The 22,449-nt window shown below is 60.4% G+C and carries 8 protein-coding genes; 5 read left to right on the top strand and 3 right to left on the bottom strand.

Translation table 11 applies throughout. From position 1 onward, the window contains the following. Positions 1-51 precede the first annotated feature (51 nt). Entirely contained in the window at positions 52-1,053 is a 1,002-nt protein-coding gene (locus BDB13_RS04300; RefSeq protein WP_094270551.1) for a PHP domain-containing protein, read from the top strand. 26 nt (positions 1,054-1,079) lie between these two features. Then, a complete protein-coding gene (locus BDB13_RS04295; protein WP_254922992.1) occupies positions 1,080-2,033 on the top strand; it encodes a hypothetical protein in 954 nt (317 codons plus the stop codon). Positions 2,034-2,131: 98 nt separating this feature from the next. On the opposite strand, the gene BDB13_RS04290 is transcribed toward BDB13_RS04295, so the two are convergent. The 3 genes from BDB13_RS04290 to BDB13_RS32805 form a co-directional block, all read right to left on the bottom strand. After that, a complete protein-coding gene (locus BDB13_RS04290) occupies positions 2,132-3,469 on the bottom strand; it encodes an HNH endonuclease signature motif containing protein (protein WP_094274667.1) in 1,338 nt (445 codons plus the stop codon). Positions 3,470-3,610: 141 nt separating this feature from the next. Next, on the bottom strand, positions 3,611-4,369 hold the full coding sequence (locus BDB13_RS04285) for a cation transporter (protein WP_254922707.1): 759 nt from the start codon (positions 4,367-4,369) through the stop codon (positions 3,611-3,613). Continuing rightward, on the bottom strand, positions 4,366-4,521 hold the full coding sequence (locus tag BDB13_RS32805) for a hypothetical protein (RefSeq protein ID WP_254922706.1): 156 nt from the start codon (positions 4,519-4,521) through the stop codon (positions 4,366-4,368). Before BDB13_RS32805 ends, BDB13_RS04285 begins: the two co-directional genes overlap by 4 nt. Positions 4,522-4,643: 122 nt before the next feature. Between BDB13_RS32805 and ggh the strand changes: the two genes are divergently transcribed. From ggh to BDB13_RS04265, 3 genes are all read left to right on the top strand, one after another. Then, on the top strand, positions 4,644-5,981 hold the full coding sequence (ggh, locus tag BDB13_RS04280) for a glucosylglycerate hydrolase (RefSeq protein ID WP_094270550.1): 1,338 nt from the start codon (positions 4,644-4,646) through the stop codon (positions 5,979-5,981). Positions 5,982-6,701: 720 nt separating this feature from the next. Continuing rightward, a complete protein-coding gene (locus BDB13_RS04275; RefSeq protein ID WP_141210611.1) occupies positions 6,702-13,619 on the top strand; it encodes an isopeptide-forming domain-containing fimbrial protein in 6,918 nt (2,305 codons plus the stop codon). Between the two features lie 1,303 nt (positions 13,620-14,922). After that, on the top strand, positions 14,923-22,365 hold the full coding sequence (locus tag BDB13_RS04265) for an isopeptide-forming domain-containing fimbrial protein (protein WP_094270548.1): 7,443 nt from the start codon (positions 14,923-14,925) through the stop codon (positions 22,363-22,365). The last annotated feature ends 84 nt before the right edge of the window (positions 22,366-22,449 follow it).

Here is a 22,449-nt window from a genome sequence, read left to right as displayed (position 1 = left end):
GTAAAGCCATCAAGGGTTGCCGCAAGAGCCTGGTGACGGAACAGTGGACTCATGGAACCGGGTGAAGCGCTTCGTGAGATCGCATACTGGCTCGAACGATCGCGTGCCGAAACGCACCGGGTGAAGGCCTACCGCCGGGCAGCGGAGGTTTTTGCGGGGCTGTCGGACGACGAGAAGGAATCGCGTCGCAAAGCCGATAGTTGGAAGGCGCTCACCGGGATCGGCCCCAAGACAGCCACCATCATCGCGCAGTCTTACGACGGGGTGCCCGACTATCTGGCGGAGTTGCGAGGGGAGGCTCAGCCGATTGGTGACGGCCCGCTGCGTCAGGCATTGCGCGGTGATCTTCACACGCACTCCGATTGGTCGGACGGCGGTAGTCCGATCGAGGAAATGATGCGACGAGCGGCAGCGTTGGGCCACGATTACTGCGCGCTCACGGACCACTCGCCGCGTTTGACGGTTGCCAACGGGCTCTCGGCAGATCGTCTTCGCGCACAACTCGACGTCATTGCCGGGCTCAATGCGGAGCTGGCGCCGTTCCGCATTCTCACCGGAATTGAAGTAGACATCCTCGAGGACGGCTCGTTGGACCAAGACCCGGATCTTCTCGACGAGCTCGATATCGTTGTTGCGAGTGTGCATTCCAAGCTCAGATCCGAACGCGAAGCTATGACGCGCAGAATGCTTGCTGCAGTGCGTAATCCGCGCGTCGATATTCTCGGCCATTGCACCGGGCGTCTCGTGGAAGGTGCTCGCGGCACGCGCCCGGAATCGCAGTTCGATGCAGAAAAGGTCTTCGAGGCGTGCCGTGAATCTGGTACTGCCGTCGAGATCAACTCGAGGCCCGAGCGTCGTGACCCGCCATCGCGGCTGATCGAGTTGGCGCTCGAACTGGATTGCCTCTTCTCCATTGACACCGACGCTCACGCGCCCGGTCAGTTGGCGTGGCAGGGCTACGGTTGTGAGCGGGCCGAGAAATGCGGCGTCGACGCCAATCGGGTGGTCAATTCCTGGACTGTCGACGTGCTTCTCGACTGGGCGGGCAACTGAGAGTGCCGAAAGTCCGAATATTGTTGGTGCCCTTGCTGGCTGTCGCAGGTGTGGCGTGGGCCTGTACGGCCTATCCCTACTTGACCGAGACGGTGTCCTTCACGCCGCCGGATGCAACTGTGCTCGAGAAAGCTGACTGCTCTGGCAGTGAAGTCCTCGAACAGCTCGCCGGTGTGGAGTTCTCCAGTGTCGAGCAGGCTACCTGGAAACCTGGCTATCCACCTCGGTCATTCGATCCAGTGGCTCTGGTGCGTTGCGAGCTCGGCGAAGACTCTTCGGGTGCAACGACTCTCGACACCGTTAGGCTGGAAGGAAATCTTGCTGCGGTCAAAGACGACTTCAGAGTCGACTCGAAACGCTTCCCCGACAATGTTCAGGCGGACTGCGCGATCCGTGAACTTGCGCCGGCCAGGCTCTGGCTGGTGAACAATTCGGGGCTGGTGATTCTTCCGGCCTGGCCATTGCGGCCATGCGGGTTGCAGGACGGACCGCTGGAGTCGATCCAGGCTCTGCGCGAGGTGGGGCGGGAGCAGGTTCCGGTGGTATTGAATCCCCCGGGTAGTCCCGGTGTTTGTCGGGCCGTCAGCGAAACATTCGAGGCGAGAACCGTCGATGATGTCGAGCGAGACACAACCCGCGTCGAGGATGCGCATGCAAAATTTGGAAGCGCGATCGCTACTCCCCGTGATGACGTCGGTCGGCTGAACATTTGTCGACATGAAGGGTCGGATGGCGTATTCGAATCTGCAGTGAGGTTGACGCAGAATGAAAGTAGCGACTTCACTCGAATGTTGGCAACCGCGCCGGTGGCGCCGCCCTGCGATATGAAAGCTAACCGGATGGCATCGACAACTCTGATGCGTGCCGATGGTTCAGGCGGTACATCGGTGACTCTGGAACTCGACGGGTGCCGACGCATGCGTATCGGTTCTGTATTTCGATCGGTACCGGAATCGGCAACTGCAATACTTTCGAAATGACCGGCGTTTCGGCCGTGAAGGCGCATTGACGACGTGCGGACTCCACGCCGGGCTCTATCCGGTGTGGAGTCTGACGCGTATGTTGTTGTGCTGCAGCATCAACACCGCTGGGTCGAGCGACGCGGTTTCTGCTCGGGGTCGATTGCCGGCGGCGGTATGAACCACGGTTTGTGGTCGCTGCCCATCTTGATTTCCCACTGGCCGGCGAACCCGGCTTTGCGGTGCATCAAGGTGTGGTGTGAACGGCAAAGCAGGACAAGGTTGTCCATCACTGTCGGGCCGTTCTGGGACCACGGTGTGATGTGGTGTGCGTCTGTCCAGGCGGGGACGCAATCGCAGCCGGGGAAGGCGCAGCCTTTGTCTCGGGCGATCAGTGCGGTCCGTTGCGCGGCTGAGACGAGCCTTTTCAGGGGGCTGACGTCGAGGGGTGCGCCGTTTTCGTCGAGCAGGATGGTGGAGAGCAAGCAGTCACATGCCAGCATGCGGGTGCGGGTGATGCTCAGTGGTCCCATCCAGGGCATGTGCCCGACATCAAGGTCGTCGAGACCGTCGAGACCGTCGAAATCGAGAGCCGGTTCATCGTCGGTGTCGTTGGAATCATTTCTGCGCGTGCTGGCGCATGTGCGGTGCTCGGCAAGGTCTTTCGCGTTGACGTGCACGTTCACGTGTGGGCGCTGGCCTCCGTCGACGCCGGTGGCAGCGTTGTCGAGGTAGCGGCGGATGAGTTCGGTGAAGGCGTCGGCGGTGCGTTTGGCGGCGGACCGCGCGTCCGGGGTGCCGTCTGCGGCTGGGGTGGGCATCGACAACCCCGAAAGGGCCGACAACAACATTTCGCCGGTCAGCGAGTCGAAATCGCCTTTGATTGCGACTCTCCCGTTCAGTGTCGGGGAGATGCGTAGTTGGTTGCGGTCGTCGTCTTCGCCGGGTGGGGTGTCGTCGGATTCGAAGATCCGCTCCAACACTGCGATGGCGTAGCGGAGTTTGGCGGTGGTGGCTTCGATGCCGGAGGCTGCGGCGAGGAGGGTGTTGATGCAGTGTGGTAATGCTGTCTCCGGCATGCCTTTTGGTGGTGTTTCGCAGAAGGTGACGATGAGGGCGGTGTGGTCGAAGGTGAGGTTGCCGGCTTCGAATTGGGCGGCGACCGTTGGGAAGGCGCGTAGTGCGAGTCCGAGGGCGGCGATTCTGTTGCCGGTGGGGATTTGCAGCATGGTGTTGGCTGCGAGCCAGCGTCCGGCACCGCGGTAGCAGAGCACCTGTTGGTCGGGGTTCAAGGCTAGTGCGTCGACGGCGACAACCCGAATGGCTTCGAGGCGAAGGATTTCCGCGGAGGCGGTGACGGCGATTTCGCGTAGGTCTGTGGGGCGTAGTTGCCAGGTCCGGCTGCGTAGGTCGGCTGCGGATCCGGCGAGCAGGCCTGCGGCTGCGTCGTCGGTCATGTTATTGATGCTGTCGACACTCATTGAACACCCCCATCGGATCCCCCGATCCTCGCCCTGAATTGTACTCGAATGCGCGTTCGAGTCAAGTGAAAGTTTCGATGGGGGAACAGAAGTGGACTTTCGAGGCGTGAGTAGGAGCTACAACATCAGTCCTGGGTCGGTGGTCAGTCCGATGTTGAGCCAGGGTTCGTAGGGTAGGTCGCCGAGGTGCTTGGCGAATGAGCGTCGTACCGAGTCTTCGTCGGCGATCGCCCAGGTGTCCGGCCACACCAGGAACATTGCTTCGATGTACACCTTTCGACGTACCTTGCTCATGGTGAGAGCTGGTTCGTCTAAACCGAATTCGTCACGAACTTCCGCTATCACGTCGTGGACATGCGCTTGGACTTGTGCGTTGGGTGCGCCTTCGAGAAGTTCTACCATTGCAGTTCGGAGTAGAGCCGCGACCTGCGGGGCCAGCATCGCGCAACCGACAAGGACCAATGCCGAGTCGACATACCGATCCGCGCCCGAGAAGCTGGTTCGGCCCAGGATCATTGTGACGCCAGCTCCTGCGGCGACCAGTGCGCTCAACGCCGCTGATGCACCCCACTGCTTGGCCTCGGCGACCAGCAGGTCGGATGTGCGGTCGAGCTTGCCGATGTACTGCCAGATGATCACCGATATGACGGCACTGATAGCTCCGTAGGCGGCTAGCGAGCCGGCCGCGACGTCGGCTCCCCCGGCCAGAATGACACGGATTGCCTCAGCCGCTGCATAGACCAGTGTTGCCAGAAGCGCCATGCCCTGCACCGCGATAACCACGGGAGTCAAGGCTTGCTTCCCGAATGGGAAGCGCGCAGTGGGTCCGGACTCTGCGATCCGTGAGACGCGTAGGGACAGCCAAGTCAGGATCATCCCGATCGGGCGTACACGCCGTCGAGCAGGATTACCTGCGACTGTGAGATCCAACCCCAGACCGCCGCCATAACCGCCAACGCGGCCGCGATGACCATCGAATACCGCAGGGCTCTGCGTTCCCGCTCCACTGACTCTTCTTTGATGCCCATAAGTCGCGGCCTTGTTTGTTTTGATACCTCGTAGGTAGGAATACCAGCAAAACGGGCACAGGGGTGAATCACCGAGCCTGTCGGATCGCGCAGACGCCGTACTCGACGCAAAATGGACGTCTATGGCCGACCGCGGATTCACCCCGACTCAGCTCGCTGCCCGAGCCGCGTATCTGTTGCGTGGAAATGATCTGGGCACCATGACCAGTGCTGCTCCCAAGCTTTATCCACACATGTGGAGTTGGGACGCGGCGTTCGTGGCGGTGGGGTTGGCGCCGTTGAGTGTTGAGCGGGCGGTCGTCGAACTCGATACCTTGCTGTCTGCGCAGTGGAAGAACGGAATGATCCCCCACATCGTCTTCGCGAACGGCGTCGACGGCTATTTTCCCGGCCCGACCCGTTGGGACGTCAATGCTTTGGCGGCGCACGCGCCGGTTGGGGTTGCTACGTCGGGAATCACCCAGCCTCCAGTTCACGCGATCGCGGTGCAACGAATCCTCGATCATTCGCGCCGCCACGGACGTACGACGCGGGCCGTGGCCGAGGAGTTCTTGGATCGACGGTGGAATGACCTGGTGCGGTGGCATCGTTGGCTTGCCGAAGCCCGTGATCTCGAGGGCAATGGCCGCATCGCGCTGTACCACGGGTGGGAGTCGGGGATGGATAATTCCCCACGCTGGGACGCTGCGTACGCGAATGTTGTTGCGGGGCATATCCCGGCGTATCAGCGTGCTGACCTAGCCGTCGTGACGGACCTTTCTCAGCGTCCCAAGAATCATGAGTACGACCGCTATCTGTGGCTGCTCGAGGAAATGAAGTCGGTGCGCTACGACGACCAACAGCTTTCGACGGCAATGAGTTTTGCTGTCGAGGATGTATTTGTCTCAGCCGTGTTTTCGATGGCGTGTGATGTGTTGGCCACGATCGGTGAGGAGCATTCGCGACCGAATTCCGATGTGCGGGATTTGCGGGGGTGGGCGGACCGTTTCCGGCAAGGCGTTATCAGTACCACCGACGAGCGTTCGGGCGCTGCCAAGGATTTTGATCTGCGTACCGGTCGTTGGGTGAATACCGAGACCATTGCGATGTTCGCGCCGCTGTTGTGCGGTGGGCTGAGCCGTGATGCCGAGCGTGCGCTCTTGCGTACTTTTGAGGGTCCGAAGTTTTGTGGGCATCCGGACATGAGGTTCGCCGTTCCGCCGTCGACGTCTCCGGTGTCGGGTGATTTCCGTCCGCGTGAGTATTGGCGTGGTCCGGTGTGGCCGGTGATCACCTGGCTGTTCTCGTGGGCCTTCGCGCGTCGTGGTTGGGCTGAGCGTTCGCACCTTCTTCGTTCGGAAGGTTTGCGCCAGGCCAGCGACGGCAGTTTTGCCGAATATTACGAACCCTTCACCGGGGAGCCGTTGGGCAGCATGCAGCAGTCGTGGACGGCCGCTGCGGTTCTCGACTGGTTGGGGTAGCTGACTCTCATTGAGATGAGGTCGGATCCTTAGCTACCGACTCTCCTAGCCAATTAGTTGCTAGTCGACGTGTCGTTGGTCACATTGAATGCTGGTGATTGTTCGGCGTGAGCCAGCGGATTGGCGCCCTTTCGGTACATCCTTGCTTGGTCGGCTTCATTGGGTGTAGTCAGCAGCTAGGTCGCGGGTGGGTGCGACGAGTCCGCGCGCTCGCCGGAGTGGAATGGCGAGTCTCCTTGTCGACCTTTCATTTTGGCAGAATATGCCTTTTACCTGCATGTATATAGGCCAATTGCGTGATGTTTCCCCAATTCATTCCTAGTTGCTCGGGTGGGGATCTTCTGACGACCTGTTCGGCGGTCTGACATATCTGAGCAACATCGGCCGGTTTGGCCTAGTGGCAGTCGCTGTGGCGAGTTCGAGAAATTGTATCGATTCGTCTGATTTATCCCCCTAAACAAGATTATTCACCCAATTTGGGCACATAAACCAGCAACGAGTCTGTTATCTGCTACTTTGTACAAAGTAACTAGAAGATTGCTCTCGGTTCGCGGGGATTCGGGGTGCACGTCCGCAACGGACAACTTCTGCCGCTACGTACATGTGACCTCGAAAAGGAGACCTATTGGGCAACAGCGCTGGTTCAGGAAATGCCTGCTCACGCCGGATTCCAACAGACATCACCATTCGACACACCCAGACGATCCTGGAGAGAAAGTAATGCCAAACGACTTACCGCCGACAAGGTCGGCCATATTCACCGCAGGGCTGCCGCCCTGGGTGCGAGCCTGGACGGTGGTGTGGACCGCCATCGCGATGATCCTCGGCATCTCCGGCGCCACGGCAGTGGTTGCGTCAGCGCAGCCACTCCTCACTCAGGGCGGTCCGGTTCAGGCCAAGGCTCCGGCTCGCGCTGCCGTCCTTCCGGACGAGCAGCCTCCGACGGGCTGTGGGTTCGCGTCGTCCGAGCCGGACAACGGAAACTTTGCGCAGAACATCTGCTGGATCGACATGTCTTCGTTCGATCAGACGGCCGCGACTTCTCCGGCCGGGCAGACGATGACGATCCAACTGACGCCGACATACAAGATCAGCTTCAATGCGAAGCTGCTCAATTCGGTCGACAACACTGCCGGCGGATTGCCGCACCAGGGCGTCGTCGCGTCGGCGCTTCCCACCTGGTACGGCTCGGCTCTGGGCCAAGTTGCTTACCGGGGGATCCCCGCCCCGATCATGCCGGCGCTTTACCAAACTTCTGCTGAGCTTGACAGTAACGACGACGCGACACAGTCCGGTGGAACCATCGCGATGACGAACATCGTGATGACCGGTCCAAATGGCCCCGTTAACAACTACGGGCTGGTAGCCGCAGATGCCGAATCGACGGACCCGTCCACCCCAACGGACCGCGAGTTCCTCAGCTTCCAATCGAATCAGCCTCTTCGTCAGATCGATCGCACACTGGGCGTGCAAAATCCGACGGTTCCCGCGTGTGACGGCGGACTGACGCCGATGCCCGCTACCTACGTCCGATGCGATGCGTCCACGGATGCCGCGATCTGGGCAGGTGCCCTCGTTGTCGGTGCGACTGCTCCGACGACCTTCGAGGCAACATTCGGCAATACCGACGTCGAAACATCTCGTCAGGGCTTGGCATTCGGCATTCTGGTGTCCAAGGTCAAGATCGACAAGGACCTCACCCGCGTCACGCCCGGTGACGATTTCACCATCGGAATGAGCACCGGTACCTTCGCCAACGCCGCTGATGCGGCTGCAAGCGAATTGAAGAGCACCAATACCGGCGCTACGGACACCACAGCATCTACCGGTTGGCGGACGCTGCTCGCCGACGTGTCGCCTACGCCGGTCACGTTCTGGGAGAAGCCCACAACCTCTGCAACCAAGACTGCGAACTACGCGACCTCTTGGCAGTGCGAGGTAAATGGTGTGGCGACGCCTATCCAAGTAGGCGGCGTTGCACAGGCGGAACTCGCACCGGGCGACAACATCTTCTGCAAGGTCATCAATACTCCGGTTTTGGTAAAGAAATCGTCTTCACCACCTAGTGGCGATCTCGTCAATATTGGTGACGTAGTCACTTACACTTTGAATTTCGAGAATCCCGGCGCAGCTGACGCGGCAATCGACTACACCGATTACTTGGCTGATGTGATGGACAACGCGGACATCACCGGGGTTCAGGCAACAAACGGCCTCACGGCTACGCCGATCGGGCAGACGATCAAGATCGGCGGCACACTCGCTGCTAACACGACCGGAACGGTCACATACACCGCAACGGTCAAGACTCTCGGGGACAAGGTCCTCAACAACTACTTGGCGCCGGGGACCACAGCTCCTCCGACGACTTGTGATCCCAGCACCAATCTCTGTACGACGCATCCGATTCCGGCTTTCGAGCTGACGAAGACTGCCGATCCGGCTTCTGGTTCGACGGTTCAGGCCGGCGAGTCGATCACGTACACGGTCACCGGAACGAATACCGGTAAAACCGCATTGACTCCGGCCACGATCACTGATGATCTGTCGGCAGTTCTCAACAATTCCGCCATCGTGGCGAACTCCCTGACTTCCAGCGTTGGTTCGACCCCTACGGTCGCCAATAACACGCTGACGTGGTCGGGTGATTTGGCCGTTGGTCAGTCGGTTGTTCTCACCTACAAGGTGATGGTCAACGACGGCGTCGCTGCCGGCACCGTACTGAACAACAAGGTAACCGGTACTGCCAAGCCTCCGATCGGTCCGGAGATCACTCCCCCGACGGTGGAGACGAACCATTCGGTTCCCGGATTCACTCTGGCGAAGACCGCCAATCCGGTTTCTGGTTCGACGGTTCAGGCCGGCGAGTCGATCACCTACACCGTGACCGGCGCCAATACCGGTAAGACGACGCTCGATCCGGCGACGATCACTGATGATCTGTCTGCCGTTCTCAACAATGCTGCGATCGACGGCCCGATGACGGCGACGATCGACGGTGCGCCTGCGGCTGCTCCGACACTGAGCGGCACCACGTTGACGTGGACGGGTGTGCTCGAGGCCGGCAAGTCGGTTGTTCTCACCTACAAGGTGAAGATCAAGGACGGCGTCGCTGCAGGCACCGTTCTGAACAACAAGGTAGCCGGTACGGCGAAGCCTCCGACAGGTCCGGCGATCACTCCCCCGGCTGTGGAGACAAACCACTCGGTTCCCGGTTTCACGATCACGAAGTCCGCTGTGCCGCCGACGACTACCTCCGTCAACGGCAACGACACCATCACTTACACGGTCACCGGTTCCAATGCCGGTAACACCGCGTTGGATCCGGTGACGATCACCGATGATCTCACTGCTGTTCTGTTGCACTCGAAGTTGCAGGGTGTGCCGACGGCGACCATCGACGGTCAGCCTGCGACAGCTCCCGTTGTCAACGGCAATACGTTGACGTGGACGGGTGTTCTGCCGGCGAGTAAGTCGGTTGTTCTCACCTACGCGGCGAAGGTCGATGCCGGTGTTGCGGGTGGCACGGTTCTGAAGAACCATGTCACGGGTATCGCGAAGCCTCCGACGGGTCCGGAGATCACTCCTCCCGCTGTGGAGACCGAGCATCCGGTGACGGCTGCACCCGGTTTCGCAGTCACCAAGACCGCTGCACCCGTTTCGGGTTCGACGGTCAAGGCCGGCGACACCATCACCTACACGGTCACCGGTTCCAATACCGGTAACACCGTGTTGGATCCGATGGTCCTGACCGATGATCTGTCGAAGGTCCTGAGCAACGCCCTGATCGAAGGTGCTTTGTCGGCGACGATCGACGGTGCGACGCAGGCTGTTCCGACACTGACGGGTACCACGTTGACGTGGTCCGGTGCGGTGCCGGCAGGTAAGAGTGTTGTTCTCACCTACGCGGTGAAGGTCAATGCGGATGTTGCCGGTGGCACCATCTTGAACAACTCGGTGACGGGTTCGGCGACGCCTCCGGGCACCGTAACTCCGATCACGACGCCTCCGGTGGAGACCGAGCATCCGGTGACGGCTGCACCCGGTTTCGCAGTCACCAAGACCGCTGCACCCGTTTCGGGTTCGACGGTCAAGGCCGGCGACACCATCACCTACACGGTCACCGGTTCCAATACCGGTAACACCGTGTTGGATCCGATGGTCCTGACCGATGATCTGTCGAAGGTCCTGAGCAACGCCCTGATCGAAGGTGCTTTGTCGGCGACGATCGACGGTGCGACGCAGGCTGTTCCGACACTGACGGGTACCACGTTGACGTGGTCCGGTGCGGTGCCGGCAGGTAAGAGTGTTGTTCTCACCTACGCGGTGAAGGTCAATGCGGATGTTGCCGGTGGCACCATCTTGAACAACTCGGTGACGGGTTCGGCGACGCCTCCGGGCACCGTAACTCCGATCACGACGCCTCCGGTGGAGACCGAGCATCCGGTGACGGCTGCACCCGGTTTCGCAGTCACCAAGACCGCTGCACCCGTTTCGGGTTCGACGGTCAAGGCCGGCGACACCATCACCTACACGGTCACCGGTTCCAATACCGGTAACACCGTGTTGGATCCGATGGTCCTGACCGATGATCTGTCGAAGGTCCTCAACAATGCCCTGATCGAAGGTGCTTTGTCGGCGACGATCGACGGTGCGACGCAGGCTGTTCCGACACTGACGGGTACCACGTTGACGTGGTCCGGTGCGGTGCCGGCAGGTAAGAGTGTTGTTCTCACCTACGCGGTGAAGGTCAATGCGGATGTTGCCGGTGGCACCATCTTGAACAACTCGGTGACGGGTTCGGCGACGCCTCCGGGCACCGTAACTCCGATCACGACGCCTCCGGTGGAGACCGAGCATCCGGTGACGGCTGCACCCGGTTTCGCAGTCACCAAGACCGCTGCACCCGTTTCGGGTTCGACGGTCAAGGCCGGCGACACCATCACCTACACGGTCACCGGTTCCAATACCGGTAACACCGTGTTGGATCCGATGGTCCTGACCGATGATCTGTCGAAGGTCCTCAACAATGCTGTTATCGATGGCGCTTTGTCGGCGACGATCGACGGTGCGGCGCAGGCTGTTCCGACACTGACGGGTACCACGTTGACGTGGTCCGGTGCGGTGCCGGCAGGTAAGAGTGTTGTTCTCACCTACGCGGTGAAGGTCAATGCGGATGTTGCCGGTGGCACCATCTTGAACAACTCGGTGACGGGTTCGGCGACGCCTCCGGGCACCGTAACTCCGATCACGACGCCTCCGGTGGAGACCACTCACCCGGTGGTGGCCCCGGACATCAAGGTCGAGAAGATCTCGAACCCGGCTTCCGGTACCAGTGTCGTTGCCGGCAACACGATTACGTACACGTTGAAGTTCACGAACAACGGAACCGGTGACGGTGTCGTCTCGTACTTCGATGATCTGCGTGGTCTGGTCGACGATGCGGTCTTCAACAATGATCTGGTGGCTCAGCCTGACCTGACGGCGACTGCGAATGCAGCGTTGGACGGCTTCACGGTTTCGGGTCCGATCAAGGCCGGCGACAGCCGCACGGTCACGTACACGGCGACGGTCAATGCTGACGGCGCACGTGGCGACAGCAAGGTGCTCAACGTGGTGATTCCGGGGACTACTCCTCCGGTTGATCCTCCGGTCACCTGTGATCCGGCAACTCAGATCTGCACGGAGAACCCGGTTGTTTCCCCGAACCTCGAGGTCGTCAAGACCGCGAACCCGGCGACCGGAACAACTGTGACCGCGGGTCAGAACATCGACTACACGCTCACCTTCCGCAACACCGGAACCGCTTCTGCGGTAGTCGATTACACCGACTTCCTCTCACGCGTTCTCGATGATGCAACTCTGGTCTCCGATCAGCCGGCCTCTTCCGATGCCGCGTTGACCGCTGATCAGATCGTGAACAAGCAGTTCCGTGTCCACGGCGATCTCGCTGCGGGCGCAACGGTGACCGTCACCTATTCGGTGAAGGTCAATGCCGCGGACTTCGTTCCCGCTGGTGACAACAAGCTCGACAACTTCGTGGTCAAGCAGGATCCGACCACACCCGAGGTGCCGCCGACCGAGCCTCCGACCACGACTCCGTGTGTCGCCGGCGATGCTCTGTGCACCGAACACCCGGTTGTTTCCCCGAACCTCGAGGTCGTCAAGACCGCGAACCCGGCGACCGGAACAACTGTGACCGCGGGTCAGAACATCGACTACACGCTCACCTTCCGCAACACCGGAACCGCTTCTGCGGTAGTCGATTACACCGACTTCCTCTCACGCGTTCTCGATGATGCAACTCTGGTCTCCGATCAGCCGGCCTCTTCCGATGCCGCGTTGACCGCTGATCAGATCGTGAACAAGCAGTTCCGTGTCCACGGCGATCTCGCTGCGGGCGCAACGGTGACCGTCACCTATTCGGTGAAGGTCAATGCCGCGGACTTCGTTCCCGCTGGTGACAACAAGCTCGACAACTTCGTGGTCAAGCAGGATCCGACCACACCCGAGGTGCCGCCGACCGAGCCTCCGACCACGACTCCGTGTGTCGCCGGCGATGCTCTGTGCACCGAACACCCGGTTGTCGGTACACCCGCTATCGAGGTACTGAAGTCCTCCGACCCGGCCACCACGACGCATGTCAAGGCCGGCGACGAGATCAAGTACACGCTCACCTTCAAGAATGTGGGCACGGCAGCAGGCCAGATCGATTTCTTCGACGATCTGACTGATGTCCTCGATGACGCGGCAATCAAGGATGCTCCGAAGACCGCGGATTCCACCCTGGTGGTTTCCCCGATCACGGAAAACAAGTTCACTGTCACCGGTGAATTGGCAGCAGGCGCAACCGCGACGGTGACGTACACCGTCAAGGTCAACCCTGCGATCGGTACGGAGACGGGCCCCGGAATCAACCCCGGTGTTCTGACTAACTACCTGGTGGTTGGTGGCGAAAACCCGCCGACCGAGTGCAAGCCGGGTGACGCTCTGTGCACCGAGCATCCGGTGGATCCGCCGACGACCACCACTACGGTGCCGCCGACGACCACCACGACTCCGCCGGTAACGACCGAACCGTGTGTGGCCCCGACGACCACCTCTGCGGTGTCTTCGTCGACGACCACCACGTCCGCTACACCGACGACGTCGGAAACCTCCACGGACGCAACGTCCACGGAGACAACTGAATCCACCAGCACCACGGTGGAGACCACCACGGAGGCAACAACTACCCCCGAGGTAACTGTGGATCCGTGCATCCCGACGACAACCACGCCGCCGGTCACGACGGATCCGACGACGACGGTCCCGCCGGTTACGACGACGGTTCCGGTTACGCCGACGATCATTGTTCCGCCGATCGTCATTGTTCCGCCGGTTGTTGTTCCGCCGGTTGTCGTTGTTCCGACTGTTCCGGGTCAGCCGAACCCGACAACGGTTAACCCGGGCAATCCGGGTCAGCCGAAGCCGACGACCGCGCCGCCCAAGGGTGGAACGATCAACTCCGGTGGTGGCGCTGGTGAGAGTGGCGTTGATACCACCTTGCTGGTTGCTGGTGGACTGGTTCTGATGTTGGGACTGGGTACCGGAATTGTTCTCCTGATGCGCAAGCGTCGTGAGGAGGGCGAGGACTGATCCTTATGAGGGTCTGATGTAGATGATGTGGGGCAGGTCGCAGTTCGTAGGCGACTTGCCCCACAGTCATTTCCGGAGGAAATTTTCTAGCGTTGGACCAACGCATGAGCGTTCCTGTGTAGACGGCAATGCAGACCAATCCACCACGCTTTCGATGTATGGCTGAGCGACGGATTGTCAGGACACGAGCAAGTTCACGCCGATCGTGATGGCTGCGGTAATCGTTTTAGCGGCTCCGGGGCTCGCAGCGGCGGATCTTCCACGAGGGACGAATGCTCCATGTGGACAGTATGTTTCGTAGCGGCAGTGCGTGAACGGTGTGGGGATCGACTGGTTTCAGGTCGGGGTATGAGTTCGCGATGGTGAAGGCCACGGAATCGTTGAATTACGTGAATCCGTAGTTCGTTGTGAGAGTGGGAAGCATCTAGTGCCACACGGCCAGCTCCCGACTGATTGGCCTGGAAGCATTCCGACAGCTAACAATGGATTAGCTGAACGGCAGCTGTAATTTCGGCGAAAATCTGACTGATTCGGCGAATTACATGGCGGTAACTGTCTTTGTGCTTGTGTCGGTTTGATATGCGATCAATCAGACATACCGGACCGTTCGTCCGGACCGTTTGCAACCTCCTTTGATCGGTTCGAGGACTGATTTGCATGATTTTCCGCCTCCGGCGCTTCCGTCGCGAGGGTCGAAACAGTGCGTGCCAATGACTGATTTGCTCTGTTCTTGCGAAACTGTAGAAGTGGGCTTGAAGATCAAGGTCGCGTTTCTGGTGCCAATGCGTATGCTTCGTGGTTTGTTGAGCAGGCACTATCGAAATTTTGATTGATTCAACTGTCGTGGACGATGCGCGTGTTGAACGCGCTCGACGGCGTGCCGGAGGGGTTCCAGCTCATTCGAATGGAACCGGATGGCTGGGACGGTTGCGGTCTGTCCGTTCGGACGACGCTCCCCGACCCAATGTGTCCAATACGCACAAGAAAACTGGAATCAGTCTGTTTTGGCCCATTTAACTGGGCGAGTTGTCTGTTATCTGTTATCTTAATCGAATTAACGGGAAGATTGCTCTCAGTTGGCGGGGTGCCGAGAGCGGAAGTCCTTCATGGGACGGCTCTTCCAACGCGTATGTCGTGTTACCTGAACAGGAGCCCTGCATGTTTGGACCGGCAACTTCAAGGCCGATCGGCTTCACACCGGTGTTCAGGCCCGGTTTGACTCCCGAAGCCCGGGTTCACGCTTTGCCTCGTCTCGAATCGCAGTTCCCTGAACTTCGATCGGGCACACCCTTGGGAGCGCACAATGCCTAACGACTCATCGCAAACAAGGTCGGCCATATTCACTGCAGGGCTGCCGCCCTGGACGCGGGCGTGGACGGTGGTGTGGACCATCATCGCGATGATCTTGGGCATCTCCGGCGCGACGGCAGTGGTTGCGTCAGCGCAGCCACTCCTCGCTCAGGGAGGTCCGGTTCAGGCCAAGGCGCCGGCTCGCGCTGAGGTCCTTCCGGACGAGCAGCCTCCGACGGGCTGTGGGTTCGCGTCGTCCGAGCCGGACAACGGCAATTTTGCGCAGAACATCTGCTGGATCGACATGTCGTCGTTCGATCAGGGGCAGGCAACGTCTGTCGATGGTCAACAGATGACGATCCAACTGACGCCGACATACAAGATCAGCTTCAACGCGAAGCTGCTCAATTCGATCGACAACACAGCCGGTGGATTGCCGCACCAAGGCGTCGTCGCATCGGCGCTTCCCACATGGTACGGCTCAGCTCTGGGCCAAGTTGCTTACCGGGGGATCCCCGCCCCGATCATGCCGGCGCTTTACCAAACACCTGCCGAACTCGACTTGGCGGACGACGCGACACAGTCGGGTGGAACCATCTCGATGACGGACATCGTGATGACCGGTCCAAATGGCCCCGTTAACAACTACGGGTTGGTAGCAGCCGATGCCGAGTCGACGGATCCGTATAACGCGACTGACCTCGAGTTCCTCAGCTTCCAATCGAATGAGCCTCTTCGTCAGATCGATCGCACAATGGGGCTGACCAATCAGGGCGGTTTGTCGGTTCAGGCGTGTGACGGCGGACTGACACCGATGCCCGCTACCTACGTCCGATGCGATTCCTACAAGCCAGGGGCGGTCACGAAATGGCCAGGTGCCCTTGTTGTCGGTGCGACAGCTCCCACCACCTTCGAGGCAACATTCGGCAACACCAAAGCCAAGACTTCTAGTCAGGGCTTGGCTTTCGGCATTGTGTTCTCCAAGGTCAAGGTTGATAAGGACCTCACCCGCGTCAATCCCAATGATGACTTCACTGTTGGCGTGAGCGACGGCCGGTACGCCGATGCGGCAAGTGCTGCAGGAAGCATCATCTCGAGTGTCAAGACTGGTACATCAGACACCACTGCATCTACCGGTTGGCGGTATCTGCTTTCCGACGTGAATTTGTCCAATACGATTACGTTCTGGGAGAAGCCCACCGACACAGCAACGAATCAAGCGGACTATCTGTCGACGTGGTCCTGCATCGTCAACGGTGGAACTGCGACGACGTCGACAGGGACAGTTGTTCAGGTTCCGATCGCGATCGGCGATAACGTCAACTGCAGCGTCAAAAACACGCCGGTTCCTGCTTTCCTTATCGCGAAAACTGCTGTACCGCCTTCGGGTTCGTCGGTTCAGTCCGGGGACACGATCGAGTACACGGTGACTGGTACCAATACCGGTTTGACGGATTTAACGTCGGTGACGATCACCGATGATCTGACGAATGTGCTGGCTAACGCTGCCGGTGGGGTTCTGGCCGGTCCGGTGGTGGCGAAGGTCGACAATGTTGTCGTTCCGGGGACGCAGTCGTTTGCGGGCAACATTCTGACGTGGACGGCGATGAATCTGTTGCCAGCGGGTAAGAGTGTGGTGCTCACGTATTCGATTAAGGTCAAGACAGGCATTGCCGTGGGGACAGTCATCAACAACAAGGCTAAGGGTAAGGCGACGCCTCCGACCGGTCCGCCGATCACGACTCCCGAGGTGTCGACGAACCATACGATTCGCGGTTTCACCGTTGCGAAGAGCGCTGTGCCACTCTCGGGTTCGTCGGTTCAGTCCGGGGACACGATCGAGTACACGGTGACTGGTACCAATACCGGTTTGACGGATTTGACGTCGGTGACGATCACCGATGATCTGACGAATGTGCTGGCTAACGCTGCCGGTGGGGCTCTGGCCGGTCCGGTGACGGCGAAGGTCGACAATGCTGTTGTTCCGGGTACACAGACATTAGTGAACAAAAGATTGACGTGGACGGCGACGAATCCGTTGCCGGCCGGTAAGAGTGTCGTGCTCACGTACGAGATTACCGTCAGTGACTATATTGCCGATGGCACGGTGATCAACAACAGGGCGTTCGGTGTGGCGACGCCTCCGACAGGTCCGCCGATCGTGACTCCTGAGGTATCGACCCAGCACTTTACGTCGATTATTGCTGTCACCAAGACGTCAAATCCGAATAAGCTTACGCAGGTCAAGGCCGGCGACACGATCACATACACATTGACGTTCACGAACACCGGTTCCGGTGTCGGTCAAGTGTCCTTCTTTGACGACCTGCGTGGTCTGATCGACGATGCGACCTTCAATAACAATCTGGCGCCACAGCCCAATCTGGTGGCTACACCGTATGCGGTGGGGACGCCGCCAGTGGTGAACGGTTTCACGGTGACTGGTTCGTTGGGCGCCAATGAGACACGCACCGTCACATACACGGCGACGGTGAAGTCCGATGTCGATCGGGCGGCGGCGGGTGCCGACAACTATGTGGTCAACAATGTCATTCCGGGCTCGATACCTCCAGTAACGGAGCTGACGCCGCAGAGCTGCATCAGGCCGCTTGAGCCAGGGGTCGGTGCTGTGCCTCTCGTGTGCACGACACATCCGGTAGTGTCGCCGAATTTGACGGTCGTCAAGACCGCGAATCCGGTCTCCGGCTCGCAGGTTCTGCCCGGTCAGGACGTCACCTATACGTTGACGTTCACGAACACCGGAACAGGTACGGCTGCGGTCGATTACACGGACTTCCTCTCTCGTGTTCTCGACGATGCACAGATCAAGACGGCGCCGGTGTCCTCGAACGGGTCGTTGATTGCGGATCCGATTGCGGGCGGTAAGTTCCGGGTGCACGGCACGGTGACCGGGAATGTTCCGGTGACGGTGACGTATGTGGTCACCGTGAATGCGAAGGATGTGGTGCCGGCCGGTGACGGTCAGCTCGACAACTTCGTGGTCAAGCAGGATCCGACCACGCCGACGGTGCCTCCGGTGGAGCCGCCGATCGACACTCCGTGTGATGCGGCCAGCACGTTGTGCACGACGCATCCGGTGGGGGATCCGAATCTGACGGTCGTCAAGACCGCCGATCCGGCCTCCGGTGGTCAGGTTCTGCCCGGTCAGGACGTCACGTACACGTTGACGTTCACGAACACCGGAACCGGCAGTGCCGCGGTTGATTACACGGACTTCCTGTCTCGTGTTCTCGATGATGCGGTCGTCAAGACCGGTCCGGTGTCCTCGAACGGGTCGTTGATTGCGGATCCGATTGCGGGCGGCAAGTTCCGGGTGCACGGCACGGTGACCGGGAATGTTCCGGTGACGGTGACGTACACGGTGACGGTCAATGCTGCTTCTGTTGTTCCGGCCGGTGACGGTCACCTCGACAACTTCGTGGTCAAGCAGGATCCGACCACGCCGACGGTGCCTCCGACCGAGCCGCCGATCGACACTCCGTGTGATGCGGCGTCGACGTTGTGCACGACGCATCCGGTGGGGGATCCGAATCTGACGGTCGTCAAGACCGCGGATCCGGCCTCCGGCTCGCAGGTTCTGCCCGGTCACGACGTCACGTACACGTTGACGTTCACGAACACCGGAACCGGCAGTGCCGCGGTTGATTACACGGACTTCCTGTCTCGTGTTCTCGATGATGCGGTCGTCAAGACCGGTCCGGTGTCCTCGAACGGGTCGTTGATTGCGGATCCGATTGCGGGCGGCAAGTTCCGGGTGCACGGCAATGTGGTTGCGGGGACACCGGTTTCGGTGACGTATGTGGTGACGGTCAATGCGAAGGACTTCACCCCGAAGGGTGACGGTCAGTTGCTCAACTTCGTGGTCAAGCAGGATCCGACCACGCCGACGGTGCCTCCGACCGAGCCGCCGATCGACACTCCGTGTGATCCGGCGTCGACGTTGTGCACCACGCATCCGGTGGGGGATCCGAATCTGACGGTCGTCAAGACTGCGGATCCGGCCTCCGGCTCGCAGGTTCTGCCCGGTCAGGACGTCACGTACACGTTGACGTTCACGAACACCGGAACCGGCAGTGCCGCGGTTGATTACACGGACTTCCTTGCTCGGGTTCTCGATGATGCGGTCGTCAAGACCGGTCCGGTGTCCTCGAACGGGTCGTTGATTGCGGATCCGATTGCGGGCGGCAAGTTCCGGGTGCACGGCAATGTGGTTGCGGGGACACCGGTTTCGGTGACGTATGTGGTGACGGTCAATGCGAAGGACTTCACCCCGAAGGGTGACGGTCAGTTGCTCAACTTCGTGGTCAAGCAGGATCCGACCACGCCGACGGTGCCTCCGACCGAGCCGCCGATCGACACTCCGTGTGATGCGGCGTCGACGTTGTGCACGACGCATCCGGTGGGGGATCCGAATCTGACGGTCGTCAAGACCGCGGATCCGGCCTCCGGCTCGCAGGTTCTGCCCGGTCAGGACGTCACGTACACGTTGACGTTCACGAACACCGGAACCGGCAGTGCCGCGGTCGATTACACGGACTTCCTGTCCCGGGTTCTCGACGATGCAACGGTGAAGACGCAGCCGGTGTCCTCGAACGGGTCGTTGATTGCGGATCCGATTGCGGGCGGCAAGTTCCGGGTGCACGGCACGGTGGGTGCCACCGCGGTCACGGTCACGTATGTGGTGACGGTCAATGCTGCTTCGGTTGTTCCGGCCGGTGACGGTCACCTCGACAACTTCGTGGTCAAGCAGGATCCGACCACGCCGACGGTGCCTCCGGTGGAGCCGCCGATCGACACTCCGTGTGATGCGGCCAGCACGTTGTGCACCACGCATCCGGTGGGGGATCCGAATCTGACGGTCGTCAAGACCGCCGATCCGGCCTCCGGCTCGCAGGTTCTGCCCGGTCAGGACGTCACCTATACGTTGACGTTCACGAACACCGGAACAGGTACGGCTGCGGTCGATTACACGGACTTCCTTGCCCGGGTTCTCGACGACGCAACGGTGAAGGATCAGCCTTCGGTGATCGGTACCGGCCTCACGGCCTCGCCGATCTCGGCCGGTTCGTTCCGGGTGACCGGCAATGTGGTTGCGGGGACACCGGTTTCGGTGACCTACACGGTGACGGTCAATGCTGCTTCGGTTGTTCCGGCCGGCGACCATGTGCTCGACAACTTCGTGGTGGCGGGTACGCCGACGGTGCCTCCGGTGGAGCCGCCGATCGACACTCCGTGTGATGCGGCGTCGACGTTGTGCACGACGCATCCGGTGGGGGATCCGAATCTGACGGTCGTCAAGACTGCGGATCCGGCCTCCGGCTCGCAGGTTCTGCCCGGTCAGGACGTCACGTACACGTTGACGTTCACGAACACCGGAACCGGCAGTGCCGCGGTTGATTACACGGACTTCCTTGCTCGGGTTCTCGACGATGCAACGGTGAAGACGCAGCCGGTGTCTTCGAACGGGTCGTTGATTGCGGATCCGATTGCGGGCGGCAAGTTCCGGGTGCACGGCAATGTGGTTGCGGGGACACCGGTTTCGGTGACGTATGTGGTGACGGTCAATGCGAAGGACTTCACCCCGAAGGGTGACGGTCAGTTGCTCAACTTCGTGGTCAAGCAGGATCCGACCACGCCGACGGTGCCTCCGACCGAGCCGCCGATCGACACTCCGTGTGATGCGGCCAGCACGTTGTGCACCACGCATCCGGTGGGGGATCCGAATCTGACGGTCGTCAAGACCGCCGATCCGGCCTCCGGCTCGCAGGTTCTGCCCGGTCAGGACGTCACCTATACGTTGACGTTCACGAACACCGGAACAGGTACGGCTGCGGTCGATTACACGGACTTCCTCTCTCGTGTTCTCGACGATGCGCAGATCAAGACGGCGCCGGTGTCCTCGAACGGGTCGTTGATTGCGGATCCGATTGCGGGCGGTAAGTTCCGGGTGCACGGCACGGTGACCGGGAATGTTCCGGTGACGGTGACGTATGTGGTGACGGTGAATGCGAAGGATGTGGTGCCGGCCGGTGACGGTCAGCTCGACAACTTCGTGGTGGCGGGAACGCCGACGGTGCCTCCGGTGGAGCCGCCGATCGACACTCCGTGTGATGCGGCGTCGACGTTGTGCACCACCCATCCTGTGGTCGGTTCACCCGCAATCGAGGTTTCGAAGTCGTCCGTACCGGCCACTACGGCAAGTGTCAAGGCCGGCGACGAGATCAAGTACACGCTCACCTTCAAGAATGTGGGCAATGCAGATGGTCAGATCGACTTCTTCGATGATCTGACTGACGTCCTTGATGATGCGACGATGTTGATCCAGCCGAAGACCGAGGATTCCACGCTGGTGGTATCCGCGATCGACAACAAGAAGTTCACTGTCACAGGAACATTGGCAGATGGTGCGACGGCGACGGTGACATACACCGTCAAGGTCAAGGTCAAGGCAATTGGTGATGCTGGGAACGGGAAACTGAGGAACTACCTGGTGGTTGGTGGCGAGACTCCGCCGACCGAGTGTGCTCCGGGTACTGCCCTTTGTACTGAGCATCCGGTAGTTCCGACGACGGATCCGTGTGTAACTCCGACGGTCACCCGGGGCGCTGGGGCTGTGACTACGACAAGGCCTTCAACAACGCCGAAGACTACAACGACGACGTCTGCCAAGGCCACAACGACGACAACGTCTACAACGACAACGACGTCGAGTACGCCATCGGTTGAGAAGGAGAATGGTCTGGTCGAGGGAGAGTCGGACTCCGAGGTGTCAACATCGACATCGGACACGTCGACATCGGACACGTCGACATCGGACACGTCGACATCGGACACGTCGACATCGGACACGTCGACATCGGACACGTCGACATCGGAGACTTCGGTGACGTCGACTTCCGACGAGGAAGCGGCAGCGGCACAGGCGGCAGCAGAGTCTGAGGCTGCAGAATCTGAGGCTGCGAGGGCAGCCGCGGAAGAGTCTGAGGCTTTGGAAGCTGCGGCCTCGGAGAAAGTTGTGGATCCGTGTGTGACGGAGACAACGACGCCGCCGACGTCGCCGGTGACGACGATCGTTATTCCCCCGATCATCATTGTCCCGCCGATTGTCATTCCTCCGATCGTGATCCCGCCGGTTCCGGGTCAGCCGGGTCAGCCAGGCCAGCCAGGCCAGCCAGGCCAGCCAGGCCAGCCGGGCCAACCAGGTCAGCCGGGCAACCCGAGCAACCCGAGCAACCCGGGTAATCCGGGTCAGCCGGGTCAGCCGAAGGCGACGACCGCACCACCCAAGGGCGGTTCGATCAACTCCGGTGGCGGGGCTGGTGAGAGTGGAGTTGATAGCACCCTGCTGGTCGCTGGTGGACTGGTTCTGATGTTGGGACTGGGTACCGGAATTGTTCTCCTGATGCGCAAGCGTCGTGAGGAGGGCGAGGACTGATCCTTATGAGGGTCTGATGTAGATGACGTGGGGCAGGTCGCAGTTCGTAGGCGATCTGCCCCGCAGTCATTTCCGAAGCAGCGA

The organism is Rhodococcus sp. OK302, from assembly GCF_002245895.1.
Taxonomy (GTDB): Bacteria; Actinomycetota; Actinomycetes; order Mycobacteriales; family Mycobacteriaceae; genus Rhodococcus_F.
This window is presented reverse-complemented; position numbering and strand designations above follow the sequence as displayed.

Excerpts from the sequence above, each read along its gene's own strand:
- ggh (WP_094270550.1), top strand. The coding sequence starts at position 4,644 with ATGGCCGACCGCGGATTCACCCCGACTCAGCTCGCTGCCCGAGCCGCG.
- BDB13_RS04300 (WP_094270551.1), top strand. The coding sequence starts at position 52 with ATGGAACCGGGTGAAGCGCTTCGTGAGATCGCATACTGGCTCGAACGA.
- BDB13_RS04275 (WP_141210611.1), top strand. The coding sequence starts at position 6,702 with ATGCCAAACGACTTACCGCCGACAAGGTCGGCCATATTCACCGCAGGG.
- BDB13_RS04285 (WP_254922707.1), bottom strand. The coding sequence starts at position 4,369 with ATGATCCTGACTTGGCTGTCCCTACGCGTCTCACGGATCGCAGAGTCC.
- BDB13_RS04290 (WP_094274667.1), bottom strand. The coding sequence starts at position 3,469 with ATGACCGACGACGCAGCCGCAGGCCTGCTCGCCGGATCCGCAGCCGAC.
- BDB13_RS04265 (WP_094270548.1), top strand. The coding sequence starts at position 14,923 with ATGCCTAACGACTCATCGCAAACAAGGTCGGCCATATTCACTGCAGGG.
- BDB13_RS32805 (WP_254922706.1), bottom strand. The coding sequence starts at position 4,521 with ATGGGCATCAAAGAAGAGTCAGTGGAGCGGGAACGCAGAGCCCTGCGG.